Below are 13,762 nucleotides of genomic sequence, written 5' to 3' on the forward strand. Positions count from 1 at the left end.
GGTCTTCCCGGGGATGAGAGTTGTTGCCAGAGCGGGAATAAGCAGAAAGGCCGGGGATAGCTGGGAATACCGGTGGTCGGTTTGGTCCGGCCTGGTTCCGCCCCGCAGAGCGGCTCGCCGGGAAAGGCTACCTTCGCAGACCCAGTACCCACTCTCTCCCACCCAATTCCCACCCATGACGAACCCTCAAGACCACGGCCACATCGGCGGTCAGCCCCTGCAGCCCGAGAGCCTGATGATGAGCTACGGCTACACCCCCGCCTGGAGCGAAGGCGCCATCAAACCCCCGATTTTTCAGACCTCCACCTTCGTGTTCAGGAACGCCGAGGAAGGCAAAGCCTTCTTCGAGCTGGCTTACGGGCTGCGGCAGGCCAACCCCGACGAGGAAATGGGCCTGATCTATTCCCGCCTCAACAACCCCAGCCTCGAAATCCTGGAGCACCGCCTCACGCTCTGGGACGGGGCTGAGGAAGCGGCTTCCTTCGCCAGCGGCATGGCCGCCATCAGCACCACGCTGCTGGCCCTGCTCCAGCCCGGCGACGTAGTGCTGCACTCCGAGCCCGTGTACGGCGGCTCCGACTTCTTCCTCAAAAACGTGCTGCGCAAATTCGGCATTGAAGCCGTCGGGTTCCTGCCCACCGCTACGCCCGCTGAGCTGGCCGCCCAGGCTGCCGCTATTGCTCCCGGCCGGCTGGCTATGATCTTCGTGGAAACGCCCGCCAACCCCACCAACCACCTCATCGACCTGGAAGCCTGCGCCGCCCTGGCCCGGCAGTACGCCACGCCCGACAAGCCCGTGCGCCTGGTGGTCGACAACACCTTCCTGGGGCCGGTATTCCAGCACCCGCTCAGGCACGGGGCCGACGTGGTGCTGTACTCGGCCACCAAGTTTCTGGGGGGCCACTCCGACCTGATTGCCGGCGCGGCCCTGGCCAGCAAGCCGCTGATGAAGGAAATCAAAGCCATGCGCACCTTCATGGGCACCATGTGCGACCCCAACACCGGCTGGATGCTGATGCGCAGCCTCGAAACGCTGAAGCTGCGCATGGAGCGTGCCGCCCACTCGGCCCAGATCATTGCCGACTGGCTGCGGGCGCACCCGCTGGTAGCGCGCACCTACTACCTCACCCACCTGGAGCACTCCCCGGCCCAGCAGGATATCTACCGCCGCCACTGCCTGTCGCCCGGCTCCATGATTTCGTTCGACATCCGCGGCGGCGAGGCCGAAGCGTTCCGGTTTCTGAACAGCCTGAAGCTGATTAAGCTGGCCGTGAGCCTGGGCGGTACCGAAAGCCTGGCCGAGCACCCCGCCACCATGACCCACTCCGACATCACCGTCGAGGACCAGCTCACGATGGGCATCACTGCCCAGATGGTACGCCTGAGCATCGGCGTGGAAGACCCGCAGGATCTGATGCTGGATCTGAGCCAGGCCTTTGAGGCGGTGGGAATGGTGCAGGAGCGGACGTTGGAAATGGCATAGCCACCCAACCACCCGGTGCCCTATAGCAGTTTCACGAACGATGTGGCTGCCGGTCCGGCGGCTACCAGCCGTCGGGCCGGTCGTCGTTGGCCCCAGACGTCCAACATCTGCCCCCGGCGACCAGTCCAGAGCAGCGGGCATTGGCTCTATTGTTCACGAACCTGCCATACATGCGGCTGAAGCGCCCCAGAGCCCTCTTTAGAGCCTATCCGGTGCGGGGCGCTACGGTGGGGCCGGACCCGCGGGGCGCTAGTTGGAGGAGCCCAGCGTACCCTGGTCGACGTAGAAATATTTGCCGGTGCCGCCGGTGCCGTTGCCCCAGACGTTGAGGTCGAAGGTGCCGGTACCGGCGGGGGTGCCGGCAATCTGGTATACGCGCACGGCCTGCCGGCCGCGGTTCCAGTGGAGGCGGGTGCCGCTGGCGCAGGCTTCGGGGGCATTGGCGCTGCCGTTCTGGCTCAGAAAAAAGGCCCGTCCCCGGCCAAACACTTTGCCCGTACCATCGGCCCCGATGCACACGGCCGTGGCTTCCTCTACGCCAATGCCCCGGCCCACCACGCCAAAGTCCTGGCTCAGACGGGCCAGGAAAGTAACCAGGCGCCCGCTGCGGTCGGGGTTGTTGAAGTGGGTGTCGGTCACCACGTCGGCCAGGTAGGGGTTGTTGAGGAAGTCGTTGCGGCCCAGGGTGAGCAGACTGTTGTAGGGGTTGGCCAGGGCTTCGGCCGAGGTGATGGTGCCGTTGAGGGCGCTGAAGTAGGTGCGCCCCTGAATGGCGCAGCCCGCCGAAGTTCCCCCGATGGGCACTTGCTTGGTGTTGCGCAGGTAGTTGAGGGCGTCTTCGAGCCTGGTGCCTTTCCAGAAGTTGACGTAATTGGCCTGGTCGCCGCCGGCGATGAACACGGCTTCGGCCCCGCGCACCCGGGCTTCTACCTCGGGGGCATTGGCCAGCGCACGGGAATTGATGAGCAGGGTTTCGCAGGAATTGACGCCGCCCAGCTCGCTAAAAACATAGCTGTTGTAGCCCGCCGTACCGGTGGCCCGCAGCACCACAAAGTCGCCGCCGCCGGCCCTGGCAACCATCCACCGGATGGCCTCGTCCACATCGGTGCTGCCGCCCATGAGCACGGTGCCGCCGGTGGTAGTGCCCGTCGCGTCGGCCGGGTCGCCGGCAATGCCCAGCGAGCCCGTGAGGTTCGGGGCCGGCGGCGCGGCGGGCGGCGCAGCGGGCGGGGCCATCTGGGTTGGTTTGCAAAAGCTGAGCGTGCCCAGCAACGCCGCATTCAGAAACAACAAACGGAAACGCATAGGCCGAACGATAAGCAGTGAGAGCAACAGTCAACCAGTGCCGACAGGCGGCCCGGGAGTACGCCAGGAAGGTAGCACCTCTCCTCTAATAATTCATAACCAAAGCGGCAACACACCCGCCTTCTTTCGGCAGGCAGACGTTGCAAGCCCGGAGGACGAGCAGTACTGGCTCACCCTCTTTGGGCCCGCGGCCCGCCGCCAGCACCATGTTGCCTGCGGGGCCCCGGCGCAACGGCTGCCGGGAGCCCGCCGGGCGGCGGTGCGAAGCGGAGCTGCTGGCCGAAGACCTGGAATCTGCTGCTGATTCGGAGCCGCCCGGTAGTCCGCGTCGCTGTGCTGCCGGTTAGCAATCCAGGACTTCCACAAAACCCCATTCAGCCAGCCCCAGCGGGGCGGCAGGTCGGTAGGCACTGCCTGAAATAGAAGACTGAAGCCCCCGCGGGGCGGCACTTGCCAGAACGGCAGCCGAGTGCCGCCCCGCGGGGGCTTTCTTCCTGATAGAAACTACTTTACTACCGATATGTCGCCCCGCTGGGGCTGGCAAACGGCGCTTTTGCGTAAGTCTTACAATCCTTGGACTTATAAGCGGAAGCTACGCAGTGCCTGCGTTTAAGCGACGCTACAAGCCGTTTTCCAGAGAAAGCAACTGGGTTTCAATCTGGTCGGCGAAGGTATTGACCTGGTCGAGGCCGGCGCGGGCTTCCTCAATACGGCCGCGCTGGTAGCGGCTGGCCAGGTCGGAGCCGGTGCGCAGCATTTGCTGCAGGGTGTTTTCCAGCTCCCGCACGGCGGGCTGATTGCCAAATTCGGGCTTCAAAACCGTTTGAATCCACTGGCCCAGCGGGTTTTCGGCGTAGGCAAACAGGGCCGGGTCGGCTTCGCGCACCCCGTAGAGCACCGAGCGCAGCCGCGACTTAAAGAGCACCTGCTTGACGCGGGCCTGTTGAAAGTCGAAAGGAGAAAGGGGCATGCCGGAAACTACAAAAGGCGGGGGGATAGGGAAGCAACAGTACGCCTTGCTTAAAAGGTCAGGCCACCGTCGGGAGCATTGGGGGTCCGGCTGCGGAGTTGCTCCAGGGCCTGTCGGGTGAGCACCAGCTCCGTGACGTCGTAGGCGTAGGCCGTGATGCCGGCGGGCTGACCATTTTCCTCGAAGCGCTGGTAGTGAAAGTTGAAGTAGTGGTCGTGCAGCCCCTGGCCGTCGGGACCGGCCAGCTGCACCAACAGTTCCTGGCCCACTACGGGCTGGCCGGTACGAAACACGCCGTCGAGCATCGCGATGATGCCCTGGCTCACAATTTCGGGAAACACCTCGGCCACGGTTTTGCCTACAATCTCCTGCTGGCCCACCAACTCCCGGAAGCGGGTATTGGCAAACTCGTAGCGGTGTTCGGGGCCGCGCACCACCGTAATCATGGCCGGGGCGTCGGCAAAAAGGTCCAGCAGGAGTTGGCGCTGCTGCTGGGCGCGTTGGTACTGTTCGTAGGCCTGGTCTGAGAGCAGGGCCTGCTGCTCACTGGCTTCCAGCAGCTCCTGGACCATCTGGCGCTGCTCGTGAATGTCGGCATTGCAGCCCACCCACATCTGAATCTGGCCGTCGGGGCCGAGGCGCGGTACGCCCGTGGCCAGGTGCCAGCGGTAGCTGCCGTCGTGCCGCCGGATGCGGTATTCGGCTTGGTAGGAAGTACCCTGCCGGCGGGCAGCTTCCCAGCGGGCGGTGGTGGGGGCCACGTCGTCGGGGTGCAGATCGGCCACCCAGCCCCCGCCCAGGGTATCGGCCAGGGGACGGCCGGTGAAATCGGTCCAGCGGGTATTGAAGAAGTCGACTGCGCCATCGGGGTGGGTAGTCCACACCAGCATGGGCAGGCTTTCGAGGATGAAGCGGTTGTGCTCGTTAGCCTCGTCGAGGGCGCGCTGCACATCGGTGACGTGCCGGGCGGCCAGCGTGGCTTCGGTCACGTCCTCCGACGTTTGCAGGATGTACTGCAGCTCGCCGCGGGCGTCGAGCTGGGGGTGATGGGTGATCTGCCAGTACCGCTCCTCGGTGCCCCCGCCCAGCGCGGCGGGCCGCGCAATGTCGTAGCGCAGCAGCGGCATCACGTGGGCCCGCAGGGTGCGCCGCACCGCGTCGTGCGAGGCCAGCAAGCCGGCCTGGCTTTGGGGGTCGCCGGGGTAGGCATCGAAAATATAGCGCCCCACCGCCTGTTCGCGGGGCAGCAGCGACCCGGCCACGTGCTGGTCGGAGTTGTCGAGGATGGTGCCATCGGGGGCCAGCAGCAGGTAAGCGCCGGGCAGGGCCCGAAACAGAGCCTGGTAGTCGATGGAAGCAGGGAAATCAGCCATGGAGGAAGATTGTTGACGCAAAACCGGCGGGTAAGGATGACGCCATGCTGAAGTCTGGGCAGGGAATAGACCTGTTCCGGAATAAGAAAACAACCGAAACGTTAGGCCGCGCGCCGCGAAGCAGCTTTACTGCGCCAGTAATCAAGTAGTACGGGGGTAAAGATACTTCGCGGTGCGCGGCCTAACGTCCTTTTTTAGACGTTTTCTTAGCCGGAAACCAGTCTCTTCTGTTCAAGCAGTCGCTCGACTGGGCCGGGAGTACCCCAGTCAGTCGCTCGGCTGGGCCGGGTGACGGCGCGAGTGGAAGACCCGCAGGAGCTGATGCTGCCGGATCTGAGTCAGGCCTTTGAGGCCGTAAGGGTGATACAGGAAGTGCGGCAGGTGGCAATAGCGTAAACGTAGCCAGCCGTTGCCAGCCGGTGCCGCGTGAATGCGGCGGGGCTACTACCTCCTCACCCACGCTCCCACCCGACACCCAAGGCCCGCTACCAATCCGGGGGCGGGCTTTGTTTATACTGTTTGCTATTGTGCATTAAGTATTCTTATTTCGCTATTTTTCTCGCTGATACCTTGCTGCATGGAGCCTGCCTTCCCCACCGTTACTGCCCATCCGGCCCTGGCGCATACCACGCCCGACTCGCCCATGGCAGCTCCTGCGTCCGGCTATACCAGCCTTCAGGAGTGCCTCAACTGCGGCCATACCGTACCCGACCGATTCTGCGGCCGTTGCGGGCAGGATGCGCACCACACGCACCGCCTCACGATGACGGATATGCTTCACGACATTCCGCACTCCATCTGGCACGTCGATAAGGGCATTCTGTTCACGCTGAAGACGATGGTATTCCGGCCCGGCCTTACCATTCGGGAGTACCTGGCGGGCAAGCGCGTCGACCATTTCCGGCCGCTGGCGCTGCTGTTTATGATAACCGGCTTTTACGCCTTGCTATCCTCGGTGCTGCACATTCAGCTGCTGCCGCCCAAAGACCCGGCCATGCCAGAAGCAGTGTGGCAAATGCAGCAGCAGTCGACCACCTTCTTTGCCAAGTACATGAGCTGGTGCTACGTTGCCATGGTGCCGGTGTGGGCGCTATTCGCCCGCTTATTTCTAAAGCGCGGCGGTTTCAACTATGCCGAATGCCTGATTATCGCGGCGTTTATTACGGCTGTTTCCAACTTCTTTTCTGTTCTCTACCTACCCGTTCTGTACTACTATAATGGTACGCCCCAAATCCAGACTGCCACCCTGGTTTATGGGGGATTTGCCTTCGCTTACGCCTCCTGGGCCTACAGCACGCTACTCACGCATACGCCCATCAGGCTGGCGGGCCGCCTCTGGCGCGGCTTCATGACTTTTATCCTCGGTTACCTGACCTGTATACTGGTAATTACCGTCCTCACCTACGCCCTTAACTGGTCCATGTTCAAGGCATCCATGAAGGCGCAAATGCAGCAGCAAGCCAAAGCGCAACAGTCGGCTACTCCGCCCAAATCACGGTAACCGGCTACTTGGCTGGCAAATCAATAAACCGGCCCGCCCCTGAACTTCAGCGGCGGGCCGGTTTGCGTGAGTCAGGGCTCTACCCGTCCACTTCCGTCAGCCCCGCCTGTTTCAGTAGGTGAGCCAGCAGCCCGCGTTTTAAGTCCTGATTGCTGTGTACTGGCACGGTAAGCCGCTCAGCTGCGCCGCCGGCCATAGATGTGGTGGCTCCCATTGATGCGTAGGAGCAACCAGCCACGACTTTCCGGCACTTTGCAAAGCTGCTTGCCGGAAACGCTTTTCATACCGCAATTTCCAGCACCCGGGCCGGGTCGTCGGATTCTGGTACTACCACGTCAATAGACAAGCCGCCTTCCACCGCTTCGTAGATATTGGCCAGTAGTTCCTCAAAAGTTTCGCCCTGGGTAGCGCACCCCGGAATGGCCGGCACTTCGGCCCAATAGCCACCTTCCGCTGCCTCGTGGACTATAACTTTCAGTTTCATAGCCGGATGGTTTTGGGGTGAAGGCCTAACGAAGCGGCTGGCCTGATAATTCAGCAACCCACGTACAAACAACAGAACGCCCCATCGACCATATGGACTCACTTCCCGTCGAATACGTAATTCTCGCCAGCAGGGAAAACAGCTAACCAATTTCATTTTTGGCTGTGGAAAACCGCAAGCTTCGCGAGCACTTCGGGCTGACTCAGGCCATGATGGCCGACTGGCTGGGGGTTGCTCGCTCCACTTTGGCACTGGCTGAGCAGGGATATCCATCGGACCCCTCGGAGACAGGGGTGCAGAACGCTCGTCTGACGTTAGCAGTCCGGGGCCTTGTATACGATGGCGCGGGCGGTGACTTTGCGGCCCCAACCGGCCGGCCCGCGCCCGCGCCCGACCGTGCTGAGCCGGGGTTTCGGCCGCGCCAGTGCCAGCACAAAATACAGGACCTGGAGCAGCAGTTGGCTATCCTGCACCAACGGGCGGCTCTGTACGTGGCCCGGCTGGCCGCCGTCCCGGCCCTGCGGGCCTACCCCGGCCCCGTTGTAAACCCGGAAGACGAGCACGACGGGCTCACCATCTTCGAGTTGGAAGCCCACCGCCAGCTCCGCGAAAAATGCGGAGCCACAACCCGGCTGCTGCTGGAAGCCCGCCTCGCCGGCGTACAGCGCGAAGCCGGGCTGCTGGCCCAAGCCCTGGCAGCTCCTACTGATCCGGCCGAAGCACCATGACCCTCGGCAGTCGCTCGGTTACGACGTGTTTTTTGCAAATTTCGCCTCCATTTAAGCTCCAGCATTTTGAACCTGTTTAGGGTTTCGGTTTTTTCGTCGTTTGTCATCCTTCATCTGGCGTACGCTTGCGAAGGACCTTCTCACGACGGCTCATGTTGGCCTAATTCCAAGTGGTACGGACGTGATAGGGTCCTTCGCTCCGCTCAGGATGACAGCTTTTTCGAAACCCTAAACAGCCTCTTTATCTACTCACGCTCTACGGCACATGTCTTTAACCCGATTAATTTTTCTAATAGCTACAGTAGTCCTGTGTGGCTGCAAGAAGCTGTTTCCAGATTATAAAACCCGCACATCTTACTTTCAGAATCCACTAGCTGGCAGCGCCCCGGATAGCCTCTTAACGTGCGTGACTTACAATGTGCAGCTAGGATTTCGAGATGGGCAAGACCCGTGGGATGCCACTCAAAAGGGCGGCTCGGCGGCTCAGCTCGATAGTATAGCACTCGTGCTGAACCGCGTGCATCCTGACATTATCTGCTTGCAGGAAGTGCCCCGCAACCGGTCTAATTCTGCTACTCAGGATTTCACCGAACAGCTGGCCGCGCGGCTGCACATGAACTATGCTTTTGGGGCCCACGGCCACAACGAGCCGCGGGGCGTTCAACCTCCGAAAGGGGAATGGGGCAATGCTATCCTGACCCGCTTTACCATCAACAGCATCGAAAACCACGAGAACGAGTACGTCAGCAAGTGGCGACGACGGAGTATTCTGGCCGCTGAAATTTCGGTAGGCGGCCGTCCGGTCAGGGTCTACTCGCTCCACTTTGATCCGCTTCCATCAGCCGCTTCCATCAGCCGCTTCCACCGCCGTCACTTACTTCCGGGAGCGTCGTGGTGAAACTCAGCTTATTCTGGGCGATTTTAACATGAACCAAGTTCCTGAATTACTTCCTGCCGAGTACACGGATGTGCTGAACATTTCTTCTCACCCATTCCCTGAAATAGACCGGATATATTCTTCCACCGGTCGTTTTAAGAGCCGGGGTACGGGCGTTATTTTGCACAGCGTAGGAGTGTCCGACCATCCGGCAGTTTACTGCCGCCTTGCGCTACAATGACATCACACCAATAACTTCAAAAAAAGGCCCGCCGCTGAACTTCAGCGGCGGGCCTTTTACTGAGCCTTAAGCGGCAATTACTGCCCGAGCACGATGGCAAAAATCAGCGGCGCGACGATAGTAGCGTCGCTTTCGATGATGAACTTGGGCGTGTCCTGGCCCAGCTTGCCCCAGGTGATTTTCTCGTTCGGCACGGCGCCGGAGTAGGAGCCGTACGACGTGGTGGAGTCCGAAATCTGGCAGAAGTAGCCCCACAGCGGTACGCTGGTGCGGCCCAGATCCTGGTGCAGCATGGGCACCACGCAGATGGGGAAGTCGCCGGCAATGCCGCCGCCAATCTGGAAGAAGCCGACTTTACTTTCGTCGGTGGCCTGCTTGGTGTACCACTCGGCCAGGAAAATCATGTACTCGATGCCCGTACGCACGGTGTGCACGTTCTGGATGTCGCCGCTGATGACGTGGCCGGCGAAGATGTTGCCCAGCGTGGAGTCTTCCCAGCCCGGGCAGATGATGGGCAGGTTTTTCTCGGCGGCGGCCAGCATCCAGGAGTCTTTGGGGTCAATCTGGTAGTACTGCTCCAGCTCGCCCGACTTCAGGATCTGGTAGAAGAACTCGTGGGGGAAGTACTGCTCCTTGGCCTTGTCGGCCTTTTCCCAGAACTTGAGCACCGAGTGCTCCAGGCGGCGCATGGCTTCTTCCTCCGGAATGCAGGTATCGGTCACGCGGTTCATGTGGCGCTCCAGCAGGGCCTGCTCGTCGGCGGGGGTCAGGTCGCGGTAGTTGGGCACCCGCTCGTAGAAGTCGTGGGCCACCAGGTTGAAGATATCCTCCTCCAGGTTGGCCCCCGTGCAGCTGATGATCTGCACTTTGTCCTGCCGGATGAGCTCGGCCAGCTGAATACCCATTTCAGCGGTGCTCATGGCGCCGGCCAGGGTTATCATCATCTTGCCGCCCTCGGCCAGATGCTTGTTGTAGCCCTCGGCGGCATCAATCAGCGCCGCGGCGTTGAAATGGCGGTAGTGGTGCTTGAGGAAGTTGGTGACTTGCATGTTTTTGGTTTATGGTTATTGGTTTTTAGCTTCTGGCTTCTGGATGGTGCGGTTACTGGTTTTTACGGAAACAGACCAAAAACCAATAACCAAAAACCGTTTCTACGCCGGCTGCTCAATCATCAGGTTGTGATTGGTGTAGATGCAGATGTCGGCGGCAATGTGCAGGGATTCTTCCACCATCTGCCGGGCGGTGAGGTGGGGGGCGTGCTTCTTCAGGGCCAGCGCGGCGGCCTGGGCATACATAGCGCCCGAGCCGATGGCGGCCACGTCGGAATCAGGCTCCAGCACGTCGCCGGTGCCGGCGATGATGAGCAGCTCGTCCTTGTCGCAGACTACCATCATGGCTTCGAGCTTGCGCAGGTACTGGTCTTTGCGCCATTCCTTAGCCAGCTCAATGGCTGCCCGGCGCAGCTGCCCGCCGTAGCCGCTGAGCTTTTCCTCAAACTTATCGAGCAGCATAAACGCATCGGCGGTGGAGCCCGCGAAGCCGGTCACGACTTTGCCATCCTGGAGCTTACGCACCTTGCGCACGTTGCTTTTGGCCACGTGCTTGTCCATGGTGGCCTGGCCGTCGGCGCCGAGGGCAATTTCACCGTTGTGGCGCACGCCGAGCACGGTAGTAGAGCGGATTTTCATATGAGTTGTCAGTTGTCAGTTGCGTGTTGCCTGTTGTCAGTTGCCTGTTGTCAGTTGCCTGTTGTCTGTTGCCTGTTGCCTGTTGTCAGTTGCCTGTTGCCTGTTGCCTGTTGCCTGTTGCCTGTTGTCAGTTGCCAGTTGCCTGTTGCCTGTTGTCAGTTGCCTGTTGCCTGTTGCCTGTTGTCAGTTGCCTGTTGCCTGTTGCCTGTTGTCAGTTGCCTGTTGCCTGTTGGATAATCAAGAAAAAGAGTCAGCTGTTGGTGCGCAGCGCACCAACAGCTGACTCCCGGTTCTACATCATCGGCAGTTCGTGACTGACAACTGGCAACAGGCAACTGGCAACTGGCAACTGGCAACTGACAACAGGCAACTGGCAACTGACAACAGGCAACTGATCCTAGAATCGGGCCTGCAATTTAGCAAAGTAAAACCGTCCGTTGGCCCCCATCTGCACCGGGTCCCAGGCCCCGCCGGTTTCGGTGCGCTGCGGATCAAACAGCGTGGGGTACCTGTTCAGCAGGTTAGAGCTACCTACGGCCAGCTGCAGGTGGTCGGTCAGCGAGTAGCTCAGCGTCAGGTCGGTGGTGACGCGGGACTTGTACTTCATCGGCGCGTTGTCGAAGTCAAGCAGCGTTACGTTGTCGAAGCGCACGAAGCGCAGCAGCGCGCCCCACTTGCTCACTTTGTAGTCGAAGGTCAGGTTGATTTTCGACGGCGGCGCCGAGGCTTTCACGAAGGCCTGCTCGCGGGGGCCGAAGAAATCATCCTCGCGCCCGGCCAGGCGGCCCGAGGTCTGCACCCGGTCGACGCGCAGGCGGTTGAAGTTGGCGGCCAGCGTAGAGCTCAGCCGGCCCGTACCCAGCGTAGCGGTATGGTTCAGCACCACGTCGAGGCCCAGGGAGCGGGTGTCGGTGGCATTGGCGAAAAACTGGGCCTGCGCGACGCGGAAATTTTCCAGGTCGGCACCGATAACCGGGTCCAGAACGCCGTCGTCGTCGCGGGCGCTGAACTGACTGGTGAGCACTACCCGGTCTTTCACCTTGATGTAGTAGCCGTCCAGCGTCAGGCTCAGCGAGGAGCCGATGCGGCTGGTCAGGCCCACATTGGCGCTGTTGGACGTTTCCTGCTTCAGGCCCGGAATACCCAGCTTCCGGGTTATGTCGCTGTTGTTGCGGGCCAGCAGCACTTCCACCGGCTGCCCCTGAATGAAGTTAGTGAAGGTGGAGTTAAAGTTGATCTGAGCCAGCGACGGCGCCCGGAAGCCGGTGCTGTACGTGGCGCGCAACGTCAGAAACTCGGTCAGGATGTAGCGCGTGGAGGCTTTGTAGTTGAACGTGTTGCCAAAATCGGTGTAGTCCTCGTAGCGCAGCGCCCCGGCCAGCAGCCACTGCGGCGTCACGTTCAGCTCGGCATCTACGTAGGCGCCAAAGTTGTCGCGCTGAGCCTCAATTTCGTCTTTGGGCTGATACCCGGGGAAGCCCTGGGAGCCGGGCGCTGCCCCGGGGTTCGTGTCAAACGTATCCCAGGAAGCTCGCTCGCCGGCAAACAGCGAATACCACTCGCGCCGCAGCTCGGCCCCGGCCGCCACGTTGAGCCCCTCCAGCACCGTTTTGTAGTTGCGCGTCAGGCCCAGACTCACCACATTCTGCTGCAGTTGGAACCCACCCGCGTCGAAGGAAGTCGGCGAGCTGGCGCCCAGGGTGGCGTTCAGCGAGTTTTCGACCCCGTACCGGAAGCGGTTGGAGCCGAAGTTGTTGCTCAGGTCCAGCTCCCAACCTCCCAGATTCACCCGCACCCCGGCCACGGCCGAGGCATCCCAGATGTCGCTGGTGATAATGGGGTCGAAACCGTTGGGGTAGATAGCGGGCACGTTGCGGTCGTCGTCGGCGAAGCGGGTCCAGGCGTAGGCATCGCCCTTGCGCTTGTTGGCCCCGCCAAATACGTACACGTGCGCCTTGTCGCTGAGGGCAAACTTGGAGTTGAGGTAGGCCGAGGCGTTCGACACCTGGGGGTCGCCGTACTCGCGGCGGGCCAGGCCATCGGGACCAATGGGCACGGCGGCGCGCTGGGTGTGCTGGCGCTGGTTGAAGTCGAGCGTGGCATTGATAAAGCTGCCCTTCTCGCCCATACCCACGCCGTAGTTGACGTTGGCGTTGAAGTTGCCGCCGTCAAACTTCTGGTCGTCGCGGCGGTATTTGGCGTCGTAAGCGCCGTAGTTCACGCTGGCCGTCAGCTCCTTCACCGAGCTTTTGAGCACGATGTTAATCACGCCCGCAATGGCGTCGGAGCCGTACTGGGCGGCGGCGCCGTCGCGCAGGATTTCAATCCGCTCGATGCTGGCCGCCGGTATCACGTTCAGGTCGGTGCCGGTGTTGCCGCGGCCGCGGGAGCCGAACAGGTTTACCAGCGACGACTGGTGCTGACGCTTGCCGTTCACCAGCACCAAAGTCTGGTCGGGACCCAGGCCGCGCAGGGAGGCCGGGTCCACGTGGTCGGCCCCGTCGGAGCCGGTCTGGCGGTTCGAGTTGAAGGACGGCGCCACAAACTGCAGCAGCTGGTTCACGTCGAGCTGGCCGGTTTTGGACGTCACTTCCCGCAGGTCAATAATGTCGACCGGCGAAGGCGAGTCGGTGACGGAGCGGTTCTGACTGCGCGAGCCCACCACCTGTACGCCGCCCAGGCTGGTGCTGGATTCGGCCAGCTGCACGCTCACGGCGCCGCCGCCGGCGCTTACTTCCTGCGAGGCGAAGCCGATGGAGCTGACCACCAGGCGCGGGCTGGCCGTGCGCGACGAGAGCGTAAAGCGGCCTTCATTGTTGGTAGCCGTACCATTGTTAGTCCCCCGCTCAACCACCGTAGCTCCGATAACGGGCCGGCCGGCGGCATCCAGAACCTGGCCGGTCAGGGCCTGTCCCTGCCCAAAGGCGGTGGCGCTGACCACACACAGCGTCAGTGCCAGTAAATTTTGCTTCATAGCGCTAGTCAAAGTGAAAAATTCAACCATTCAAAGGCTTCAATCCGGGGCCCTCCGGGGGTAAGTATAGAGCTTTCCCCGTAAAAAAAGCGCCCTATCCGCTGCTCAGGGGATTATCGGGGGTTAGCCGGCAACGAA

12 protein-coding genes are annotated in these 13,762 nt (G+C 61.6%); 4 read left to right on the forward strand and 8 right to left on the reverse strand.

Annotated elements, in window-relative coordinates; translation table 11 throughout:
• Positions 1-175 precede the first annotated feature (175 nt).
• Entirely contained in the window at positions 176-1,483 is a 1,308-nt protein-coding gene (locus tag ABD833_RS12230) for a cystathionine gamma-synthase family protein (protein ID WP_345073331.1), read from the forward strand.
• Positions 1,484-1,732: 249 nt separating this feature from the next.
• Here ABD833_RS12230 and ABD833_RS12235 read toward each other — a convergent pair whose 3' ends face one another.
• The 3 genes from ABD833_RS12235 to ABD833_RS12245 form a co-directional block, all read right to left on the reverse strand.
• The gene (locus ABD833_RS12235) at positions 1,733-2,788 is read right to left on the reverse strand and encodes a cyanophycinase (protein ID WP_345073332.1); all 1,056 of its coding nucleotides are present in this window, start codon (positions 2,786-2,788) and stop codon (positions 1,733-1,735) included.
• Positions 2,789-3,407: 619 nt separating this feature from the next.
• Positions 3,408-3,758 carry a hypothetical protein gene (locus tag ABD833_RS12240; protein WP_345073333.1) on the reverse strand — a complete coding sequence of 117 codons (351 nt, stop codon included), beginning with the start codon at positions 3,756-3,758 and terminating at the stop codon, positions 3,408-3,410.
• A 50-nt stretch (positions 3,759-3,808) separates the two neighbouring features.
• A complete protein-coding gene (locus tag ABD833_RS12245; RefSeq protein ID WP_345073335.1) occupies positions 3,809-5,131 on the reverse strand; it encodes a PAS domain-containing protein in 1,323 nt (440 codons plus the stop codon).
• 577 nt (positions 5,132-5,708) lie between these two features.
• Between ABD833_RS12245 and ABD833_RS12250 the strand changes: the two genes are divergently transcribed.
• Positions 5,709-6,632 (forward strand): DUF3667 domain-containing protein, encoded by a 924-nt coding sequence (locus tag ABD833_RS12250; protein WP_345073337.1) that lies wholly within the window; start codon positions 5,709-5,711, stop codon positions 6,630-6,632.
• Between the two features lie 79 nt (positions 6,633-6,711).
• On the opposite strand, the gene ABD833_RS19355 is transcribed toward ABD833_RS12250, so the two are convergent.
• Both ABD833_RS19355 and ABD833_RS12255 read right to left on the reverse strand, forming a co-directional pair.
• Positions 6,712-6,846 (reverse strand): type II toxin-antitoxin system HicA family toxin, encoded by a 135-nt coding sequence (locus ABD833_RS19355; protein ID WP_425553643.1) that lies wholly within the window; start codon positions 6,844-6,846, stop codon positions 6,712-6,714.
• Between the two features lie 66 nt (positions 6,847-6,912).
• On the reverse strand, positions 6,913-7,116 hold the full coding sequence (locus tag ABD833_RS12255; protein ID WP_345073339.1) for a type II toxin-antitoxin system HicB family antitoxin: 204 nt from the start codon (positions 7,114-7,116) through the stop codon (positions 6,913-6,915).
• Between the two features lie 164 nt (positions 7,117-7,280).
• On the opposite strand from ABD833_RS12255, the gene ABD833_RS12260 reads away from it, so the two are divergent.
• Both ABD833_RS12260 and ABD833_RS12265 read left to right on the forward strand, forming a co-directional pair.
• Entirely contained in the window at positions 7,281-7,844 is a 564-nt protein-coding gene (locus ABD833_RS12260; protein ID WP_345073341.1) for a hypothetical protein, read from the forward strand.
• Positions 7,845-8,250: 406 nt separating this feature from the next.
• Positions 8,251-8,742, forward strand: a complete 492-nt coding sequence (locus ABD833_RS12265; protein WP_345073342.1) for an endonuclease/exonuclease/phosphatase family protein — start codon at positions 8,251-8,253, stop codon at positions 8,740-8,742.
• 297 nt (positions 8,743-9,039) lie between these two features.
• Here the strand turns inward: ABD833_RS12265 and ABD833_RS12270 are convergent, their stop codons facing one another.
• The 3 genes from ABD833_RS12270 to ABD833_RS12280 all read right to left on the reverse strand — a co-directional run bounded on the left by ABD833_RS12270 (position 9,040) and on the right by ABD833_RS12280 (position 13,624).
• The gene (locus ABD833_RS12270) at positions 9,040-10,011 is read right to left on the reverse strand and encodes a deoxyhypusine synthase family protein (RefSeq protein WP_345073343.1); all 972 of its coding nucleotides are present in this window, start codon (positions 10,009-10,011) and stop codon (positions 9,040-9,042) included.
• A gap of 102 nt (positions 10,012-10,113) precedes the next feature.
• Positions 10,114-10,650, reverse strand: coding sequence for an ATP-dependent protease subunit HslV (gene hslV / locus ABD833_RS12275; protein WP_345073344.1), 537 nt, complete (start codon positions 10,648-10,650; stop codon positions 10,114-10,116).
• Positions 10,651-11,047: 397 nt separating this feature from the next.
• Entirely contained in the window at positions 11,048-13,624 is a 2,577-nt protein-coding gene (locus tag ABD833_RS12280; protein ID WP_345073345.1) for a TonB-dependent receptor, read from the reverse strand.
• Positions 13,625-13,762 lie beyond the last annotated feature (138 nt).

Origin of the sequence: Hymenobacter fastidiosus (assembly GCF_039539565.1) — a bacterium.
Lineage (GTDB): Bacteria > Bacteroidota > Bacteroidia > Cytophagales > Hymenobacteraceae > Hymenobacter > Hymenobacter fastidiosus.